18 protein-coding genes are annotated in these 19,799 nt (G+C 37.1%); 10 read left to right on the forward strand and 8 right to left on the reverse strand.

What is annotated here, in order from left to right:
- The 3 genes from BBH99_RS09865 to BBH99_RS09875 all read left to right on the forward strand — a co-directional run.
- A partial coding sequence (locus BBH99_RS09865; RefSeq protein WP_066695075.1) for a T9SS type A sorting domain-containing protein occupies positions 1–2,695 on the forward strand: 2,695 nt, incomplete at its 5' end.
- Positions 2,696–2,841: 146 nt separating this feature from the next.
- Positions 2,842–3,303, forward strand: a complete 462-nt coding sequence (locus BBH99_RS09870) for a hypothetical protein (RefSeq protein WP_066695077.1) — start codon at positions 2,842–2,844, stop codon at positions 3,301–3,303.
- Between the two features lie 51 nt (positions 3,304–3,354).
- Positions 3,355–3,765 carry a 5-fold beta-flower protein gene (locus BBH99_RS09875; protein WP_066695082.1) on the forward strand — a complete coding sequence of 137 codons (411 nt, stop codon included), beginning with the start codon at positions 3,355–3,357 and terminating at the stop codon, positions 3,763–3,765.
- A 178-nt stretch (positions 3,766–3,943) separates the two neighbouring features.
- On the opposite strand, the gene BBH99_RS09880 is transcribed toward BBH99_RS09875, so the two are convergent.
- Positions 3,944–4,432 (reverse strand): hypothetical protein, encoded by a 489-nt coding sequence (locus tag BBH99_RS09880; protein WP_066695084.1) that lies wholly within the window; start codon positions 4,430–4,432, stop codon positions 3,944–3,946.
- 45 nt (positions 4,433–4,477) lie between these two features.
- Here BBH99_RS09880 and BBH99_RS22380 point away from each other — a divergent pair, with 45 nt between their 5' ends.
- Complete coding sequence (locus BBH99_RS22380; RefSeq protein WP_165601908.1) at positions 4,478–4,648, forward strand: hypothetical protein; 171 nt, start codon at positions 4,478–4,480, stop codon at positions 4,646–4,648.
- 481 nt (positions 4,649–5,129) lie between these two features.
- On the opposite strand, the gene BBH99_RS09890 is transcribed toward BBH99_RS22380, so the two are convergent.
- The gene (locus tag BBH99_RS09890; protein ID WP_066695088.1) at positions 5,130–5,606 is read right to left on the reverse strand and encodes a GNAT family N-acetyltransferase; all 477 of its coding nucleotides are present in this window, start codon (positions 5,604–5,606) and stop codon (positions 5,130–5,132) included.
- Between the two features lie 217 nt (positions 5,607–5,823).
- Here BBH99_RS09890 and BBH99_RS09895 point away from each other — a divergent pair, with 217 nt between their 5' ends.
- Positions 5,824–7,074 carry a hypothetical protein gene (locus BBH99_RS09895; RefSeq protein WP_123873102.1) on the forward strand — a complete coding sequence of 417 codons (1,251 nt, stop codon included), beginning with the start codon at positions 5,824–5,826 and terminating at the stop codon, positions 7,072–7,074.
- A gap of 613 nt (positions 7,075–7,687) precedes the next feature.
- Here the strand turns inward: BBH99_RS09895 and BBH99_RS09900 are convergent.
- From BBH99_RS09900 to BBH99_RS09925, 6 genes are all read right to left on the reverse strand, one after another.
- Positions 7,688–8,158, reverse strand: coding sequence for a hypothetical protein (locus tag BBH99_RS09900; protein WP_066695090.1), 471 nt, complete (start codon positions 8,156–8,158; stop codon positions 7,688–7,690).
- 334 nt (positions 8,159–8,492) lie between these two features.
- Complete coding sequence (locus BBH99_RS09905; protein ID WP_066695092.1) at positions 8,493–10,889, reverse strand: hypothetical protein; 2,397 nt, start codon at positions 10,887–10,889, stop codon at positions 8,493–8,495.
- A gap of 256 nt (positions 10,890–11,145) precedes the next feature.
- Positions 11,146–11,889, reverse strand: coding sequence for an HD domain-containing protein (locus BBH99_RS09910; RefSeq protein WP_066695093.1), 744 nt, complete (start codon positions 11,887–11,889; stop codon positions 11,146–11,148).
- Positions 11,890–11,982: 93 nt separating this feature from the next.
- Positions 11,983–12,576 carry a TetR/AcrR family transcriptional regulator gene (locus BBH99_RS09915; RefSeq protein WP_066695094.1) on the reverse strand — a complete coding sequence of 198 codons (594 nt, stop codon included), beginning with the start codon at positions 12,574–12,576 and terminating at the stop codon, positions 11,983–11,985.
- A 235-nt stretch (positions 12,577–12,811) separates the two neighbouring features.
- A complete protein-coding gene (locus BBH99_RS09920) occupies positions 12,812–13,600 on the reverse strand; it encodes a PhzF family phenazine biosynthesis protein (RefSeq protein ID WP_066695097.1) in 789 nt (262 codons plus the stop codon).
- Positions 13,601–13,626: 26 nt separating this feature from the next.
- The gene (locus tag BBH99_RS09925; RefSeq protein WP_066695098.1) at positions 13,627–14,160 is read right to left on the reverse strand and encodes a hypothetical protein; all 534 of its coding nucleotides are present in this window, start codon (positions 14,158–14,160) and stop codon (positions 13,627–13,629) included.
- 485 nt (positions 14,161–14,645) lie between these two features.
- On the opposite strand from BBH99_RS09925, the gene BBH99_RS09930 reads away from it, so the two are divergent.
- From BBH99_RS09930 to BBH99_RS09950, 5 genes are all read left to right on the forward strand, one after another.
- Entirely contained in the window at positions 14,646–15,551 is a 906-nt protein-coding gene (locus BBH99_RS09930) for a hypothetical protein (RefSeq protein ID WP_066695099.1), read from the forward strand.
- 13 nt (positions 15,552–15,564) lie between these two features.
- Complete coding sequence (locus BBH99_RS09935) at positions 15,565–16,413, forward strand: complement C1q domain-containing protein (RefSeq protein WP_066695154.1); 849 nt, start codon at positions 15,565–15,567, stop codon at positions 16,411–16,413.
- A gap of 11 nt (positions 16,414–16,424) precedes the next feature.
- Positions 16,425–17,330, forward strand: a complete 906-nt coding sequence (locus tag BBH99_RS09940) for a hypothetical protein (protein WP_228390781.1) — start codon at positions 16,425–16,427, stop codon at positions 17,328–17,330.
- A 489-nt stretch (positions 17,331–17,819) separates the two neighbouring features.
- On the forward strand, positions 17,820–18,404 hold the full coding sequence (locus BBH99_RS09945) for a DEAD/DEAH box helicase (protein ID WP_394333774.1): 585 nt from the start codon (positions 17,820–17,822) through the stop codon (positions 18,402–18,404).
- Between the two features lie 365 nt (positions 18,405–18,769).
- Positions 18,770–19,777, forward strand: coding sequence for an OmpA family protein (locus BBH99_RS09950; RefSeq protein WP_066695103.1), 1,008 nt, complete (start codon positions 18,770–18,772; stop codon positions 19,775–19,777).
- The last annotated feature ends 22 nt before the right edge of the window (positions 19,778–19,799 follow it).

Raw genomic sequence — 19,799 nt, forward strand, 5'->3', positions numbered from 1 at the left:
ACAAACTGCGGTGTCTTCAGGCTGCTGGGAAAGCCTTAGTGCAGGTAATTTCCATTCGGTAGGTTTAAAAGCGGACGGAACATTATGGGCATGGGGACGTAATTCCAATGGTCAACTCGGAGACGGAACTACAATTGACAGAAATGCTCCTATTCAAATAGGAACAGACAATAATTGGCTGAGAATAGCAGCCGGAGATACTTATACTCTTGCCATCAAGACAGATGGAACGTTATGGGCTTGGGGAAATAATGATTATGGACAGCTGGGAGACGGTACTAAAGCGGATAAATTGAGTCCAACTCAAATAGGAACTACTGCGGGTTGGAAAAGCGTAAGTGCAGGAAGCTATCATTCTATAGGGTTAAAAACAGATGGAACATTATGGAGCTGGGGATATAATGCCTCCGGACAATTAGGTGATGGAACGGTTGCTGAAAAAATTACTCCTATCCAAATCGGAACAGCAGCAAACTGGCAAAGTATTGCCGCAGGTTATCAACATAATCTTGCCATCAAAACAGATGGAACACTGTGGGCATGGGGATCTAATTACAGCGGGCAGCTTGGAGACGGAACAACAACAGCAAGGAATGTTCCTACCCAAATCGGAACAGCTGCAAATTGGAGAAATATTGATGTCGGAGCATCTCATTCCCTGGGAGTAAAACTGGATGGAACATTATGGACCTGGGGTGCTAATGCCAATGGGCAGTTAGGTAATGGATCTACTGTTGGTAAAAATATTCCAACCCAAATAGGAATAGGAAACAATTGGCAAAGTATCAGTGCTGGTAATAATTTTAGTTTTGCTAACAAAACTGATGGAACACTTTGGTCGTGGGGAGCCAATGAATCTGGTCAATTAGGTAATATAACAAGTGGATCAGTACTATTTCCTACACAAGTGGGTTCTTCTTCAGATAATATATTGATGTCTTCCGGGATGTATTATACTCTTGTAAAAAACATCGATGGAGTTTTAAAAGTGTGTGGAGATAATAGTTATGGACAGTTAGGAGACGGAACAAATAATCCGAAAAGTACTTTCGTCTCTTTGAGTTGCCCTTTAAATTGTCTTCCTCCTACACAGTTTTTAACAACTAATATAACTTCTGCAACAGCTACTATTAACTGGACAGGATCTAACCCAACTCCTAATGCGGGGTACTATTACTTATATAGTACAAGTCCATTTATTGGAGGTATACAGGGAACGACCTCCTCTAAAACAGCAAATTTGACCAATTTATTACCTAACACTGTTTATTACTGGTGGGTAGCATCTAATTGTGGAAGCAGTCAGGGTGATTGGGTATCGGGTGGATCTTTTACAACGCTTACCACCACTGCAACAGGTTGCTGGGAAACTGTGAGTTCGGGTTCTTTCTTTGTTTTAGGAATAAAAACAGATGGAACACTTTGGGCCTGGGGAGAGAATTTAGCGGGACAATTAGGAGATGGAACAACAGTTTCAAAAAATACTCCAACACAAATTGGAACCGACAATAATTGGCTGAAGGTATCTGCAGGAGATAGTCATACTGCTGCCATTAAAACAGATGGAACACTATGGACATGGGGAGATAATCAAAATGGACAATTAGGTAATGGAACTAAAATTAAGAGAATTACTCCAGAACAAGTAGGAACAGAAACAAACTGGGTAAGCGTTTCTACTGGGGATTATTATACATTAGGAATAAAATCAGACGGAACATTATGGGCTTGGGGATATAACGGAACTGGTCAGTTAGGAGATGGTACCACTATCCTTAAAACTGTACCTGTACAAGTTGGAACAGCAAATGATTGGAAAATAGTAACAGCTGGCTACGGACATACTCTTGCCATTAAAACAAACGGAACACTATGGGGCTGGGGAAGCAACGCTTATGGACGCTTAGGTGATGGAAATTCAACTGTAACCTCAACTACAATATCAATTCCCACTCAAATAGGAACTGCTGCGGATTGGAAAAGCGTGAGTGCAGGAAACTATCATTCTATAGCTCTAAAAACAGATGGAACGCTTTGGGCCTGGGGAGATAATTTCGAAGGACAATTAGGTGATGGAACCAAAACTCTTAGAAGTATTCCTATACAAATAGGAACCGCAACGGACTGGAAAAGTGTAGCGACTAACCATTTTAATTCTTCTGTAGGAATCAAAACCAATGGAACACTATGGGCATGGGGCAGAAATACCTTAGGACAGTTAGGTGATGGAACTAGAGCAGACAGACTTGTTCCAACACAAATTGGAACCGTCACTGATAGAAAAATAGTTTCAGCAGGGCCATATACTACATTCGCTATAAATAATGATGGATTTTTATCAGCTACCGGAAGTAATGAATACGGGCAGCTGGGAGATGGTACTACTATTTCAAAATCTATTTTTGTACCTGTTGGTTGCCCTACAAGTAATTTAGCGGTTGCAGAAGTTTCAGGAAAGACAGAAGATAAGCTGAAAGTCTATCCTAACCCGGTACAGGATATCCTTACGGTCTCATACGATCAGAAGATTCTTTTTGTAACGGTTTACAATGCGGCAGGACAGCTGATTCTTACTAAAGCAATTAATGATACAAAAGGAACCATTGATGCTTCCGGGTTCGTATCTGGCATTTATCTGGTTAAAATAAATGCTGTTAATGACTTTGTAAAAACAGTAAAAGTTATCAAACGATAAATTCAATGGTTACCGATATTGAGGGTTAAAACATTGGTAATCTTAGTCTTTTCTCAATAGATAGCGTCACTTATTTTAAGTGGCGCTATTTTTTTATAGAGTTGTAGATTTATATAAATTGTATATTTAATCTTTAAAATCACAGAATGAACAAAGCTGATACCCTGAAAAAATATATTGAAACAGAAAGTTTTGAAGAACTGAGTGCACTTAATAGCCAGCTGATCTTCTGGGTAGATTGGCGGGAAGAAGATGATGCCATAGTTGAATACTGCGAGAAATGCATTAATACAGGCACTCTGAATGCTGAAATGGGCTATAGCGGAGATGAGCTTCTCCTTACCATCAAATACAAAGACCAAGTCTTCACTGAAAAAGTTATGGATCGGGATCCTACACTCATTTTCTTAAATAGAGTATTACAGCCGGACTATGAAATCAGATTCTGTAAGGGAAGCGACGGATCCGATACTTTAGCCTTTTTACCATTATCAAAAGCAGAATGGCTGGAATTAGAAAATATTCACGGCAAAGAAAAACTGGATGATCTATTTGAAGTCATCAATCAGGATACCCAAATGTTCAGTAAAGAATGGGATTTTGAATAGAGTGGTAGCTTTGTAAATTACTGTATAACAAATTATTACAATTTTAAAATCATGAAAAAAACATTATTCATTGGCCTTCTTCTATTCAGTATTTTCACTATAAATGCACAGACTATAGAATCAGCAAACCGCAGCACCACAGGTTATATCAAATCAGATGGAACCATAGAAAGCAGCAACCGTTCTACAGTAGGGTATATTAAGCAAGACGGAACGATTGAAAATAAAAACCGCTCAACCATAGGATATATCAAAAGTGATGGAACCATAGAAAACCAAAATCGCTCCACAGTAGGATACGTTAAAAAAGATGGTACGGTGGAAAACAGCAGCCGTTCAACCCTTGGTTATATTAAAGATGATGGAACTGTAGAAAACAGTAGCAGAAGTACCATTGGTTATGCAAAAGGTATTAAAAAAGAATGGGCAGCGGTAGTATATTTCTTTTTTAAGTTCGATTGATTGAGCTGAGTGAAGAAGAAACAATTCCGTTGAATAAACATCCTCGTTAAGTTGTTGTTGTAATTGTTATTTTGTTTGCTTGAAACAAAATCTCCGAAGCCATTGAACTTCGGAGTGTAGGAGAGAATCCTTAACAATCTTTTCATAGATGAATATAAGCCTTTCCGGCTTTAGTCATTTACTTTTTTGCTGTCAAAGAAAAATTGTCCAGATAAACAGCCTGATGGATCCCGTTCAATAAAACTTTCAGACCTAAATGAGTCTCTTTTTTTATAGAAATATTAAATGTTTTTTTATCTCCCGTTATTTTGGATGGCTTAGCGATTGAAACATATGATTTTTGATCGGAAGTATTACCTACTGAAAAAATTTCCAAAGTGGTTTCTCCTCCGTTATCCGAAACGTCAAGAGTAAGACTGTAGTTTCCTTCTTTAATTTTTGGAGTCACCAAATACATATTTTCCCTCGGGCTGTTCATAGAATAAAATATAATCTTTTTATCACTAGCATAAAGCATAGTCTTTCCACCTGCCTGTGCAGTCCAGCATTTATTGATATCCTTCCATGTATCAAAATTTTCTATGATGGTAGATTCAGTTTTGCATTGTGCTTTTGTCGTTAGAAATCCTCCCATAGTTATCAGCCCGGTTAATACGACTCTTTTCATATGTTATTTTTATTTATTTTATGTAAAAATAAGCAAAAAAAGATTATGCTTGAAACATTCAGCTCAAAGAAGGGCAATAGAGTTTTAGAAAATAAAGACTGGAAAATAGAAAGGCTGGAAGCTGGAAGAGGGATGCTGGAAGTTGTTTTAAGTTATAATAGCAGAAGTTCACCACAAAAAACAAATTGTCTTAAAAACACAAAGCTTTATTATTAATATATAATATTCTAAACGTACTGATAGCCACAATGCTTCATCCGCGACACAGTCGCTTCTCTTTGCTTCCTAAGATAAAACAGTAGAATCATTCATTCTTTGCGTTTCAAAAAGACTCTAAAGTCAGGAAATTTCGGAGAACAGAGGAATTTTAGAAAATAAAGACTGGAAAATAGAAAGGCTGGAAGCAGGAAGAGGGATGCTGGAAGTTGTTTTTAAGTTATAATAGCAGAAGGTCACCACAAAAAACAAATTGTCTTAAAAACACAAAGCTTTATTACTAATATATCATATTCTAAACGTACTGATAACCACAATGCTTCATCGGCGACACAGTCGCTTCTCTTTGCTTCCTAAAATAAAACGGTAGAATCATTCATTCTTTGCGTTTCAAAAAAGACTCCAAAGTCAGGAGACTTCGGAGAGCTGGAAATTTATCTGAAATAGAGGTTTGGATTTTAGCACCATAGTTTTATCCAAATTAGATATCCAGTCTATAAATATATTCCTCAATTTCCGCTTGTCTGGCATTGGCAAAACCTTTATCTGTACCAATTCTGATAAAGCCACAGTTTTCCAGAACCTTTTGTGAACCCAGATTATCAAAGGCAACACGCCCAAAAATAGGTCTGGCCTTTTCAAGAGTAAGAAGAGCTTTTAATGCGGTGGTGGCAACTCCTTGTCCCCAGAATTTTTTATCAATCCAATAGGTGATTTCTGCATCACCTTCCATTACAAACTTGGCGATGCTTCCTGCAATAACATCATCAACAATAATAGTTTGGTTGTTTACAGTGGGGTCATTGAGTAGTCTTGTATATTTGGTCAGATAGGCTTCTTTGTTCTGAGAATCCTTTGATGTAAATGCTGCCTGGTAGCCCGCTTCATCATCAAGCTGAATTTGAAAAAGAGTTTCTAAATCTGTTACTACAGTAGGTCTTAGGGTTATATCTTTCATTTTGAGTGATTTGTAATTTGATCTTCAAATATAATTAAATAATATGCTCCGAAAAGAAGGATTGTATGTCGCATTTATCAGAAAGGGAATAGCATGGAGAAACCATAAAATGTAATACACATTTAATGCTGAGGTAATTCCCATGAAAACAGAATCCGGTAGTTTAGTATGCGATTTATAAACAATGAGTAAGGGTATTATTTCTAAAATTTAAACCATGATTCAAAAACAAATATTAGGGTGGATGCTTATGCTGGCAGTAACAGGGATAGGATGCCAGGATAATCAGCTAACTTCAGCTTCCATGGAAGAAGAACTTCTGTCTCCAGGGAATAAGAACAGAACAGCAGCTGCAGAGGTAAGTGTGAATCCTTTTGTAGACACAAGTGCTTATATCAATTCTGGCTTTAGCTTTTTAAATCCGGCTCAGGTTAACAAAAACCGTCAGGCCATTGGTGGAAATGCGTACACAGAAGTCTATGGCTTCAATATTCCGGAAGAAAACAGGGTAAGAGGAATCCGTTGGAATACTGATGATGAAACTACTTCCATCTGGCGTCCACAGGGCATTGCTGGATTTACCAAAGATGGCGTTCGGTATCTGTTGGTGAGCTGGTATGCGAAAGATGACGCTGAGTATAAAGGTTCCCGCATTACACTGATAGACATCAGCCCAAGTTCAAGTACTTACCTCACATATCGTCATATTCTGCTGGTACAGCCTGATATTCCAACTAACATCACCAATTATACTCAATATGGTTCTTATGCTCCACTCAAAGTACATGCCGGCGGTATTGCCTATTTTAAAGGGAAAGTATATCTCAGCAGCACCAGCCTTGGCGTTCGTGTATTTGATCTGGATAAAATTATCGAGGTCAGTACAGGAGACACTACCAATGATAAATGCGGTAAAGATGCCAATGGTAATTTATTTGCCTTCAACTATCGGTATATATTACCCCAGACAGGATATCAGAAGATCAATAATGCCAGCCCTTTCTCTACTATACAGGTGAATGATGAAGGAACCCAGCTCTGGACTGGTCAATACTATGCAGGCAGTGCCGATGCTTCTATTGTTCCTAAAGTCTTTGGTTTCCCTATTGATGCTGGTGGAACACTTCAAAACTCAGGAATTGTAAGTGTAACTCCCAAAAACAGTCTTTTTACTGATAATCATGCCCATGGCATTCAGGGCGTGTTCCGAAAAGGAAACAGAACATGGCTTTCCTGCACCGGATCTCCAAGCAATTCTTATGGTTCCAATGCAAGGTTGGCAAGATATACGGACGGAGCCGATGATACCGTGCGCTACCGATGGCCTTATGGCGCAGAATCCCTTTATTACGAATCCCAATACAACTATTTGTGGAGTCTTACGGAATATGAACCCAATGCAGGAGCGCAGAACGGAAGCCAGGTGAATCGATGTATTTTTGCCGTGGATTTTTCCAAGTATGAGTAGAGGTTTGTAGAATAGGGTTAAAAATAAAAAGCATCATTACAACAATGATGCTTTTTATTTTTATTGCTTGGAACAGGTGTTCTTAAGTAGGGACAGTTCCTTACTTTCTGCAAGATTTGATGAGGAGACGTTTCCCTCCAACTCCATGAAAAGATTTTTTGGGTGTTGATGAGAACTTGCCAGAAAAGAATATCATCAATCCATATATCCATCTGATAAAAATGCTGGATGCAGCACATCTTATCCTGGAAAGAAGAGGGGAGAAGGTTTAGAGGTTGGGGGTTGGAAGAATGAGGCTGGAAATTATTTTAAGTTATAATAATTGGATAGCCATAACAAAAACAAATTGCTTTAATAACGCAAAGATTTTATAACATAATTGTAATATTTTAAGGGAACAAAGATGGAATCAACTTTCATTGATTCTTTCTAAGCGTACATATAGCCATATTGCTTCATCCGCGACATTGTCGCTCACCTTTGCTTCCTTAAGATAAAACAGTAGAATCACTCATTCTTTGCGTTTCAAAAAACTATGCAAAGTTTCCTGACTTTGAGCCAATACAAAAAAGCCATAAATGCACTGTAAAACCAGGAAATTTTAACTTTAAAATTAGCGCACAAGAAAATATATTCCGGCAGCAATTCCGGCATAAGCAAGAACGGTAATAATATCAGCGATGGGTTGTGAAAAACGTTTTTCCGCAATTTTGTCACCATTGATCTGGTTCTTATGGAACTTCAGTGTTTTTTTAGCATTATGAGTAGGATGTACTACCAGGCTGTCACCTTCCCATCTGTCAACGATAACTTTATAACTCTTGCCGTCAACGTCAATTTTAACATTCTTATTGGGAGACAGTTTCTCCTGGATATTGATGGGTACGGGAGCTTGCTGAGAACTCATATTTTGAATTTCAGCGGCTGTATTTTTCATTGGTGAAGAAGCCATATTGGCGGAAGCTGAAGTCTTTTTAAGGTCCTGCTTATTGCCAGTTGATGTATTCGCTTGCTTTTTTACCTGGTAAGTATAGCAGCTGGTAAGAGAAAATAATATGACGATGAGATAAAGATTCTTTTGCATTGTTTAAATTTAAGAATTAAACGGAATATTTGATGTTTTCTTTTGAAAAAACCTGTTTTTTTGGAATAGGAAATCAACTTCATTGATTTTTCTAAGTGAACATATCCATATCGTTGCATCAGCGACTTTGTCACTCATCTTCGCTCGGTTAATATAAAACAGAAGAATCATTATCCTTTACGTTTCAAAAAACAGTTTCGCCAAAATTCCCCAAAGTCAGAAGTGAAGAGTAAAGCAGACAAATATCTATTCAATATAGCTGTCATAACTTCCTTTTCCCTGCATCCAGCTTCAAGACCAAAAAGCCTTCCAGGATCATTGGAAGGCTTTTCTGTTATTTAAAGATTTGCTGGTCATAAAGAAGGTTATCATCTTCATCAAAACTTATAATGGTTACTTTATACTGTTTTGCACTGTCATTATTGAAGAATTTAATCCTTGGCGGAACATAATCGCTGTCAAATAAATTAGGATTCCAGTAAAGAGTTTCGCGGGTGTCATTTTCAATTTTGGCATCCTCATCTATCATTTCAACAAGAAATTCTGAAGGTTTATCATAGCCTTTTATCACCGCTGAATTATTCTTGGGAGCTTCTTTTCCGTTGTTTTTAGATTTCATATTGCCTTTCATGGTATAGATAGCTACTGCATCGCCTATTAATCCTGCTCCTTTCATAATTTTTACCATAGCAATATTATTGATAGGCAGGGTAGAGATCATGGTAGGATCTGTCTGGATTTCATCCAGATAAAGCTTAGCCTGCTGCCCACGGATATAAGGGACACTTATCCCTGAATTATTTTTTTGAAAGGTTAAGCCGGCAGCTCTTCCCTGTAGCCAGTCTAATATATTGATCGCCCCGTTGGTTTGCTGATCTTCATTCACAAAATCAAAGATCGTAGAGTTCATAGAGCTGAACATTCCGGTGGAAAGCTGCTTGTCCAGTTCTTCTTTCGGGTCTTTCTTTTTCCCTGTTAATGCAACTTCCTTAATCTCCTGTACTTCGGCACCCTCAATTTTTTTATTGTTCCTCTGGGTATTGATAGCTTTGGAAATGGCTGTTGGAAGCGTCTTGTTTCCATTGGCTTTTACCAGCTTATATTTTGTTTCCGGGAAATTGCCGGTAAACTGTGTAGGATTTACCAATGGTTCAGCTGTTACAAATAAATTATCAGCATTTGATTCTTTCCCATTCTCTGAATTGGCAAATAAGGAAACCGTTAAAGGTTCATCATTGCTAATATTATTTAAATAAATATATCCACTTTGATCAGTTTGAAACGGGCTGATAATGGGTTCACTCTTACCTGATTTCAATAATAACATCACACTGGAATTAGGCATCAGGGAACTATTCTTAACAGGTTTTACCTTGTAGGAAAGAAATTTCTGAGATTGGGTTTTAATAGCTGGTACAGTTCCGCTCAACACAGAATTCCAGTCGAATCTTTTCCATTTTTCAGAAATAAGAAGAGCATCTAAGGCTTCACTGTTTGCATTTTTAGAAAAATATTGGGCCGGGCTGTCTATTTTTGTTGTAAAGTCCCCTGTTAGCCACAGTCCACTTAAAATATTGTCTTCTTCAGGCTTTTGGGTTCCATCATCCTCACTTACGAGTACGGTGTAATTTTTAAAATAGGATTCCGGGGAAAGATCAATACTATTGAAAGATCTTGGAGTTTGTTTGATGCTCTGACCTATAATTTCAGCTTTTGCAATCTTTAAATCATTAGGCTTTATGAAACACAGCCTTTGAGCAACCAGATTATCCTGATCGTCAAAAATAGCTAATTGAAAAACCCCGTTAGCACCATTACTCACTTTGGTAGGTATAAGACTTGAAGCTTCATTGTTCAACTGCTTAATAGTAGCCTTGTAGGCAAGATGATTATTGATGGTTCCTACAATTTTATAATTTTGAAGCTGCTGTTTTAGGTTAACTCCTTTTAAGGTATATTTAATTCCCTCTTTTGAGCTGTTAACTTCTAAATGGATACCACTGTCTGCAACCTGCGGAAGATCTATTGTTTTGCTTTTCCCTATATTATCCTGAATAATGGCCTGGTATTTTTTTCCCGAAGCAGGAGTTAGGGTAAAAGAAGCCACATTTTTATCAAAAGATTTAAAGGTAGTGATAGAAACATTAGGGTTTTGTGCATCTACTATTTTTCCGGACCAGTTTTCCGGTAATGTAGTATTGCTACTTAATCTTACGGCAAATTTCGTAGGCATACCGTTAATGAAATTGCCGCCTTCCGGAAAAGCTTTTGCAGACCAGTCAGAGCTTTTGGAAACTACCAATGACTCTGTAGAGTTAGGATTGTACACTGGAAAAGATTTAACGATCTGGAAATCCTCACTAAAGTTGGTCATATAAGGTGTGTAAGCTCTTACAAAATAAACCTGTTCCGGGAGGTCTTCTTTCAGTTGAAAATCTCCGCTGCCTTCTCCATTAGTGAGAAGCACCGTTTTCCAGTCTATTAATTTTTTATCAGAACTGTACAATTCTACAAATAGGGTAGTAGATAAGGCAGAACGGTTATATCCATCAAATACAAAGCTTTTGAACCAGATTTTGTCCCCTGCGGCATATTGTGATTTGTCGGTAAGTACATATACTTTTTCCTGTTCGTAATGATCTTCAAGACTTGTGATTGCTTTTTCCAGTTTCGTTTGGGCCAGTATAGGTTGCACCATGGAAAGAAGCAACATCCCGAATATATTTTTCATAGAAATCTTAACGCATTTTAATTCAGTGCTAATTTAGTCATTTAAAGATTTGAAAATTGATATTTCGTCTGTTATTTCAAAAGAAAAAATAATGTTGATAGTACCTTGAGGATCACTTTATCTATTTTTAAAAAGGGATACTGGTTAAGGATCTGTTCATGCTAAAAAATATCTCTCTGATAGAAAAATGTTTTGTTGTTTACAAAAAGCATATTCCCAATGAGAGAGATTTGTATATTTTACAAAGATTTGAGATTTATTCCTTATTCATTGGATTTTTATTGGCCATTTTTGCAAACCCCATATGGTATAGGATATTGGCTCTTGTACCTTCTTTGTGGTGGAAATTTTCCATGGTATTTAAAATATCTTCCTTAAAGCCCTGTCTGGAATACTGCCTGTTTACATCGTCGATATATTTTTTTCCCAACTGGAATCTGTTGGCTCCAATAACATCCATAGCCGCTCCTTTAGAAAGGCTGTAAGCTTCATTTCCATATTTAGATTTATTTATAATAGGATTCAGATGCATATCAATAGCTTGTTTCACTGCAGATGCTTTCTTTTTATCCTGACTGTGTTTTAAGCAAAATTGCTGGCTGAACTCGCCACCGTAATTTGCAAAGCATTGTTTTGAACATATATGATTGTGATTATCCGTTAATCCTATATCATGCAGGAGAGATGAAACAAACAGCAATTCAGTATCTACTTTCAGATTTTCGGATATAGCAAACCCGCAGCTCCAGAAATAGGTTCTGTATGAATGGTAGAACAGGGCAGGATTACAGTGCTCCTGAGCCTCTTTCACAGCTTTTTTTGCAAGCGAGGAATCTGGTATGACAATATCTTTAATATCAGTGTTTGCATATTTTTTTAAGCCAACAGAAAGCAATATTGTATTAATGTTTTCCTGTAATTTAGATTGTATAAGCATGAGTTTGAACTTTTTGATTTCACTTTTGCTTAAAATGCCGGATGCCGGTAAAATAATTTCCATTGAAAAGTAATTTGATTTATGTTTGTAATTATTTGATAATGTATTAATTAAATTTCAAAACATACTATTTAGTATGCTTTTGATTGAAAAAAATTATCTTAAATTTTTCAGGAAAATTTTTAATTCATTCAGATAATATATATAAACTGACTGATCGTTTTGGAGCTTACCAAAGTTGCGTATCCCCCAATAACCGGAAAGAATAAAAAATGTAGCCTGCTTTGTATTAACATCCTCTCGTATGAAAGAATGCTTTTTTCCGTTTTCCAATATTGTGATGAGACGGTGCTCCCATTCATCAGCTTCTTTTTTTAAAGCTTGCCTGAAATTTTCATGCCATGGCGTCATTTCCTGTACCAGATTGGAGATAGGACATCCATATTCCACTTTCATAAATTTATTCTCCATAAGCAGCTTATACATCATATTGTATATTGTTTCTACAGGATCCAGGTTTATGATTTCAGACAATCTGAAATCAGATCCTATAGATGCCGATCTCAATACTTCATTAACAACGGCAATACCCATTTCATCTTTATTCTTGAAATGATAGTAAAAAGCCCCTTTGGTTACCTTTGTTGTAGCAATAATCTCATCAATGCTCGTAGCCTGATATCCCTTTGTATAAATAAGCTCATAGGCTTTCTGTAGTATATTTAATCGTGTAAGTTCAGCTTTTTTCATAAAACATACTAGTTAGTATCTTTTGCAAATTAACTACATTTTTTTGGATTTACAAACTAAAAGAGCAGCATAAATGATCCGGCTGTTGAAAATCTATGGTCAATGTTTTTGATCGTAAAAAGGCAAAGCACAGTTTCTACAAAAGTGAACGGGCAGTGTAGAAAATAAAGATAGCACCAATAATCATGGTGCTATTTATATATGAATGAATTGACAATTATTGAGACACAGAATATTATTCTATCCAAAGATGTCCCATGGAATAGGTTCTGGCTTTTCCTGCTACAATCACCCTTTCATTTTTGTTTTCACAATAAAGCTGGCCGCCTCTTTCTGACAGCTGGCGGGCAAAAAGCTTATCCTTTCCAAGCCTTAAAGACCAGAACGGAATAAGAGAACAATGGGAAGAACCTGTTACCGGATCTTCAAGAATAGACGATTGCGGTGTAAAATACCTTGAAACAAAATCACTGTCTGTACCTGCCGCTGTTACCACAACACCTCCGGGATCAAGATTGATAAGATCAAGAATAGATTTATCAACGGTGATCCTTTTAATATCTTCCTCAGACTCATAAACCAGTACATAATCTCTGGATTTGAAAACTTCTTTAGGCTGTATACTAAGAGCTTTAATGATTGTATCCGGAAGAGTAGATGGTTCAGGCATTCTTGAAGGTAAATCCATATAATAAAGCCCGTCTTTTACATCCACTGTAAGCTCGCCACTCAAGGTTTCAAAAACGAATTTGCTGTTCGGATAATTTAAAATGGAACTTAAGCAATAAGCTGTGGCAAGGGTAGCGTGTCCGCATAAATCCATTTCTATTTCAGGAGTAAACCATCTCAGATGAATCGTATTGCCATTATCAATAAAGAAAGCAGTTTCTGCTACAGCATTTTCACGGGCTATTTTTAAGAGAACCTCGTCTGGTAACCAGGTCTTCAACGGAACAACACAGGCAGAATTTCCCTGGAAAATATTTTCTGTAAAGGTATCTATTTGAAATAATTCTAGCTTCATAATTGAGAATTTTTAGTATATAATATTTATTTTTCGGTTAGCTTTTGGGATGATTGCTTTTGTTTTTTAAACGCTGAAAAACCTTCTGAAGACTCACTTTTTTCTTTTGTTTTTGAAGAAAATAAAGGATGTTTATTCAATAATTTTAGGGTAGGTGATTCAAAGTCCCAGCCCATACTTTTTTCAAGAAAATAAAAAACAGCGCCATCATGGGTTGTAATTTCAATGAAATAGGCTGGAAATTTATTCAAAGCATGTCGTACAGGCATAAAGGCTACTTCTTTTATCTGTTCAGCAGGATAAGGGGTTTCATTAATGATGAGACCATTATCAGTTAGAAAAACATTGGCAAGAGAAAGGTTTTTTTTCAGGATCCAATAATCTGATGAACATACAAAAACAAGAAACAGCAAACATAGAATAGCTGAACAGGCCAAATTGAAAGGATCTTTTTCTTCGGTAAAAAAATAAAGCGATATTGAAACTATTTGAATAAAGATAACAATGAATCCATACCTGAAAAAGAAGAATTCGAAATAACCTGGATTTAATTTTTTCATGAATAATCGTGTTGGGTTTTGCTGCATTGAGCTGGCAGAAAATGTATTCTAATCCATAAAAATACGAAAGTTTATAGGAATATCTGCTCTGATATTTCTCAGGGCTTATAGAAAAGCCTGTTTATAGATAAAAAATCTGCTTGCGGGAGCAATTCATTTAATAAGATCCATTATGGATATCTAGAGTTACATCTAATTTGTTTTCGAATTATATCTATTGGGTTAAGGCGTTATATATGAGGTGTATATGATAATTTTGGCCCTACTGAAATATGAAAAACACAAAATTGAGATATGAAGCTTAAAATGCACCAAAAAAACTATTTTATAATAGTTTGTCAGGCATTTTAAGTTCACCGAAAATATTGTAACCTGCGAAATACCGGTTTTATTTGGGAATTTATTCTCGATTGAGACTGTATCAGATAACTGATTTTAGTATTATCAAGGCTTTACCATAATTCAACCTTTAAAAAAACAAACAAATGAAAGAAAGAATACGTTTTCTGATACTCTCCTGTGGAGTGTTTTATTCTTCTGTTAATCCATTATTTTCCCAAGTAGGGATAGGATTAAAAAATCCTCAGGGGGCTTTACATGTAGATGGTGCTAAAGACAATGCCGCTACGGGAAATCCAACCGCAGCACAGGTTGCCAATGATGTTATTATTAACAAAACAACAGGCTTTGTTGGTGTGGGAGTCTTTAATCCTCAGGTAAAATTGGATATGAGATCTGCAGGAACCGAAAATGCCTTAGGTCTCAGCACTACTACAATGACTGCTGTGGATGCCGGTGCAGGAGCAGTGAGGTATGATGTTGCCAATATCCCTGTAGGGCCCAAAATTGAAGTTTCAGATGGAGTGGTTTGGCATAAAGCTTATATAGCTCCTCAAAAAGCTGTAGTAGTAGCCCGTAAAATAGCCACTCAATCCATCATACAAAATTCAGCTACCAATATCAACAATTGGAATGTGGTGCGGGACATGAGTAACAGCTTTGATGCTTCTTCAGGTATTTTTACCGCTCCCCGTGATGGTACCTATACCTTTCTATTAACATTTAACTTTAATGGAGCCGTAATTAATGACGGATCCAGAGTAGAATCACAATTTTACGATACTACAACGAACACAGTACTGGCATCTGTTTACAAAACTTTCGGACAATCTATGACCGGTACTGCCGATGATGCCAATTCCACTCGTTCTACCCAGGCCGGAGGATCAAGTACTGTGACTCTTACTTTAACAGCAGGAAAAAAGGTCGCAACCAGGCTTTGGCATAATCTGGTATCAAGTGGTTCTGTAGCACTCAGAGTGACTACTAACCCTGCAGATCCTACGAATCCTGATGATGGATTTAACAATTTAACCATTATAGAACATTAAAAAATAGATGATTATGAAATTGAAAATTCGTTTTGCTTATCAGGTAATGACCTGTATTCTATTTTTTTCTTCGGCTAAGATATCAGCCCAGGTAGGCTTTTTTACAGACAAACCTGTGAAACCACTGCAGATTGATGCTGCAAAGGATAATGGCTCTACCCCAGATGCTTTAAAATTGTCTAATGATGTAGTGGTAGATTCAAACGGGAACCTTGGCGTAGGGGTTTTAAATCCTGTAACCAAAGTAGATCTCCGTTCACCGGATAATAAAGGACTTATTGGTTTAGGAACCGGTACACAAACACCTGCTGAGGCTGGTGGCGGCGCAATACGCTATAATGTAAATGGCTTTTTAGAATATTCTGATGGTGAACAATGGATTGCTTTACCTCTTACAGCACCTACCAAAGCCCTTGTAAATGCCAGTAAGAGTACGGCTCAGAGTATCGGAAGCGGTACTACGGTTTATATATCAGACTGGACCGAAACTGTAGACCTGGGAACAACTCCCAACGGAGATTTTAATTCTTCAACCGGTATATTTACGGCTCCTCGTGATGGTTTTTACCTGGTATCTTTCAACATCACTTTAGCGAATGGCACTATTCCGAAAAATACTTTTATAGAGACCGCAATAGAAAGCGACCGCAATACCGAGAATATTCAGACTTTTAAAACAGTCAATTCTTATCCTGCATTTCAGGCTGGGGCAGTCAGTAATTTTATAAGTGGAAACTGCAATGCGATCTTTAATCTTAAAGCAGGAAATACCATTAAGTTTAGTGTTAAGCACAATATAGGTTCTGCGAGAAATACCCTGAATGACGGGAAATTAAACAATCTCAGCATTAGTGAATTATAAAAAACACAATCATGATACAATATAATAAAATAAAGATCCTGGCAGCTGCTTTTGTTCCTCTGCTTTTTTGGGTTCAGGCTAATGCCCAAATTGGGATGGGAGTAGATAACCCGACAAATCCTGTTGAAGTAAAAACGGATGCCGGCAAAGTGATAATTGATAATTCAGGTAAGATAGGAGTCCTGGTAGCCAATCCGAAAGTAGCAATAGATTTACGTAGTGGAATCAATGGAACGGTTGCAATAGGGAACACAGATAAAACAGCGGTACAGGCTGGTGCCGGTGCTTTACGTTATGTGGCAAGTCCAGCCATTGGGGTAAAAGGATATCTGGAGTTTTCTGATGGCACAAATTGGGTAAGTTTTTTCCCAAAAGGTAAACCCCGCATCGTAGTTATGGCAAATAAGGTGACTCAGGATACTTATGTGTTTGAAAGTGGAACACCCTCAGAAATAGGAACCAAGTCCGGAATTGTACAAAGACGATCCTCATATTTAACCAATTGGACTGAAAAACTGGATTCCGATTCTGGTGTCCCTACCGATAATTTCAATCCATCTACAGGGGAGTTCATTGCTCCCAGAACCGGAGTATATTTTGCAACCTTTACTTTTGCATTACAATCAAGCCAGGTAAATACCGGCGGAAATAATCAGACGGAAGCTATATGGGAAGTGAGAAATCCTGCCGGAACAATTACCCAAAGGATAAAAACGAACAACGGATACGCATCCGATACCGGGGCAAGCCCTAACGCAGTACCTGTAGGATCTGCCTGTACTGTAAGCGTTTATTTGAATAAAGGAGATAAATTAAGACCATTCACCTGGATTACGGTAGCATTTGATGGTACGGTAAGTCAGTTTGATGTTTCAGGCAGCGGAGTATACAATTCATTAACCATTGTAGAGCAGTAGAAAACCAATCTTTAATTATATACCATTTTTGCAAAAGGATAAACAAACGGCTGGAAAATATTTCCAGCCGTTACTTTATATTCTGAAAGAAATTCGGCTAACGTGCGGAAGGTATAAATAAGTTTTTGATAATCAATTCATTAAATATAGTTTTATTTGTTTTTTTTATTGTAGGTTTGCAAAACATTTATAAAACAGGTCACTGCCTTTGCTATTCTGTAATAGTTTAAAATCACAATTTTCTTTTCCAGTTTTGCTTTTTCAGCTACCAATTATAATCTTGATGGGTGAATAATTGAAGGTTATAAAAGTCTTACTATCAATAGGAGCGATATGTTATTGCTGGTCACTAAACAATATGAAATGGTAATGTGATAAAGCAAGCAAAATGATAAACCGGAAAAGTATTCTTTATTTGTTTATCCTTACACCAACTCAAATTCTGATAAACAGATTTGCTTACCAACTGCCGGATGACCGGAATTTATAATGAGCTTTAAAAACTTAAATTTAATCAATCCAATTGTTCGTGCTGTAACAGAATCAGGATATTCCAGACCTACGGAAATACAGCGTACTGCAATTCCCCATATTCTTGCAGGAAGAGATATTATAGGATGTGCACAAACGGAGACCGGTAAAACGGCTGCCTTTGCTATGCCTATACTGCAATTACTGAAAAGACATAACCCTGAACATCAGGAAATACGCACTTTAATTCTCACTTCAACCCGCGAATTGGCAATACAGATAGAAGAAAATTTAGGGGTATACAGCAAATACCTGCCTTTATCCCAACTTTCTATTTTTGGAGGTGTTTCAATAGGTGACCAGCTTGCTGCCCTGAGAAAAAGAGTTGACATTCTTGTGGCAACTCCCGGAAGGTTACTGGATCTGGTAAATCAAAGACATATAGATCTTTCTAAGATTGAAATATTGGTTTTAGACGAAGCAGACAGAATGCTTGATTTAGGATTTGTAAATGATGTTAAAAAGGTTTTAACCTTAATTCATTACTATAAATACACTATTTTTTATTTCCATAATGTTCATTGGCCCCTTACTTTTTTGTAAGAGGTTTTTTTAGGGAAGAAATGCCCGTTAAGGTATCAGATTCCTGTTGAAGCAGTTTAGACTTTTTAGGGACAGAAAACCATACGCTTCGGCGAATCTGCTTTGTTGGTTTTATCTTTGTTCTCTTACAATCTGTAGTCTCAAAAATGAAAGCTTTGCATCAGAAAAGAGGTTGTAGTACATGATCTTTTTAATTAAAAAATACTAAGAGCCAATGGGTTATATTCGTATTTTATTTGTAAGTTAGTGTTGCAAAAACAGTACGGTGTAAAAAGATACCCGGATGTTGATGGAGAAAGACTCATGCTGTATTATTTCTCTATGATTTAAAAGAATTGTATACACCAAAACCTAAATTTATTGAAATGAAAAAAACGCTGATTATTCTGTCAATAGGCGCTTTACTTGCTGCCTGTAACAAAAAGGCTGAACAGAAAACAGATGCTGCACAGGATACTGCCACAGTAGAAAATACCGCAGCTACGGAAAAATCTCCGGGAGAAACCGCTCAATTTGATATCAGTTCCATACCGGTTTCCAATGCAGAATTGGGTGAGTTACCTTTCTTCAGTTTTCCTAAAGGACTGGAATCTCAAAACAAACCTGTACAGAGAAGTTATGATATGCTGTTTTTTCCCCTTAAAGGCGTAATGACACCGATAGAAGGAAAAGTGTGGAAAACATACGTAGTTAATGAGAAAAGCAATACAGAAGACTGGTCGTTGCCCTATTTTTTGAAAAGCTATGATGATGCTATTACAAAAGTGGGTGGCGTAAAAATATTTGATGGTAAAGTTTCCCAGCAGGAGCTTGACAGAATAAAAGAAGATGCCAAATACTTTGGAGAAGAAGGCTCCATAGATTATTGGAACGAACCCGTAAAAGTATATGCTATAAGAAGACCAAATGGCGATGATATTTATATTCAGCTCTATGGAAATACAGCGACCGGAGCCATACAGATTTTACAGAAAGCCCCGTTTGAGCAGACAATTTCGATATTAAAATCTGATGAAATAAAAAAAGAACTAGATACAAAAGGTAAGGCTGTATTGCATATTAATTTTGATACAGACAAAGCGACCTTAAAACCCGATGGCAAAACAGCTGTAGATGAAATCACAACAGTCCTGAAAACCGACAGCAGTCTAAAACTTGCCATTAACGGATATACAGATAACAGCGGAAATGACGCCCATAATATTCAACTCTCAAAAGACCGTGCTACAGCAGTATTGAATGCGATCACCGCTTCAGGTATCGATAAAACAAGACTTTCAGCAGAGGGCTTCGGCAGCAAAAACCCGATTGCAGATAATAGTTCTGAAGAAGGGAAGGCGCAAAACCGTAGAGTAGAGCTGGTGAAAAAATAATGTTAACGCTGTAATAAAATTA

The organism is Chryseobacterium contaminans, assembly GCF_001684955.1.
GTDB classification, from domain to species: Bacteria; Bacteroidota; Bacteroidia; order Flavobacteriales; family Weeksellaceae; genus Chryseobacterium; species Chryseobacterium contaminans.

Bases quoted from the DNA above. Each gene is read 5' to 3' on its own strand.
- BBH99_RS09870 (WP_066695077.1), top strand. From the start codon at position 2,842: ATGAACAAAGCTGATACCCTGAAAAAATATATTGAAACAGAAAGTTTT.
- BBH99_RS09875 (WP_066695082.1), top strand. From the start codon at position 3,355: ATGAAAAAAACATTATTCATTGGCCTTCTTCTATTCAGTATTTTCACT.
- BBH99_RS09880 (WP_066695084.1), bottom strand. From the start codon at position 4,432: ATGAAAAGAGTCGTATTAACCGGGCTGATAACTATGGGAGGATTTCTA.
- BBH99_RS22380 (WP_165601908.1), top strand. From the start codon at position 4,478: ATGCTTGAAACATTCAGCTCAAAGAAGGGCAATAGAGTTTTAGAAAAT.
- BBH99_RS09890 (WP_066695088.1), bottom strand. From the start codon at position 5,606: ATGAAAGATATAACCCTAAGACCTACTGTAGTAACAGATTTAGAAACT.
- BBH99_RS09895 (WP_123873102.1), top strand. From the start codon at position 5,824: ATGATTCAAAAACAAATATTAGGGTGGATGCTTATGCTGGCAGTAACA.
- BBH99_RS09900 (WP_066695090.1), bottom strand. From the start codon at position 8,158: ATGCAAAAGAATCTTTATCTCATCGTCATATTATTTTCTCTTACCAGC.
- BBH99_RS09905 (WP_066695092.1), bottom strand. From the start codon at position 10,889: ATGAAAAATATATTCGGGATGTTGCTTCTTTCCATGGTGCAACCTATA.
- BBH99_RS09910 (WP_066695093.1), bottom strand. From the start codon at position 11,889: ATGGAAATTATTTTACCGGCATCCGGCATTTTAAGCAAAAGTGAAATC.
- BBH99_RS09915 (WP_066695094.1), bottom strand. From the start codon at position 12,576: ATGAAAAAAGCTGAACTTACACGATTAAATATACTACAGAAAGCCTAT.
- BBH99_RS09920 (WP_066695097.1), bottom strand. From the start codon at position 13,600: ATGAAGCTAGAATTATTTCAAATAGATACCTTTACAGAAAATATTTTC.
- BBH99_RS09925 (WP_066695098.1), bottom strand. From the start codon at position 14,160: ATGAAAAAATTAAATCCAGGTTATTTCGAATTCTTCTTTTTCAGGTAT.
- BBH99_RS09930 (WP_066695099.1), top strand. From the start codon at position 14,646: ATGAAAGAAAGAATACGTTTTCTGATACTCTCCTGTGGAGTGTTTTAT.
- BBH99_RS09935 (WP_066695154.1), top strand. From the start codon at position 15,565: ATGAAATTGAAAATTCGTTTTGCTTATCAGGTAATGACCTGTATTCTA.
- BBH99_RS09940 (WP_228390781.1), top strand. From the start codon at position 16,425: ATGATACAATATAATAAAATAAAGATCCTGGCAGCTGCTTTTGTTCCT.
- BBH99_RS09945 (WP_394333774.1), top strand. From the start codon at position 17,820: ATGAGCTTTAAAAACTTAAATTTAATCAATCCAATTGTTCGTGCTGTA.
- BBH99_RS09950 (WP_066695103.1), top strand. From the start codon at position 18,770: ATGAAAAAAACGCTGATTATTCTGTCAATAGGCGCTTTACTTGCTGCC.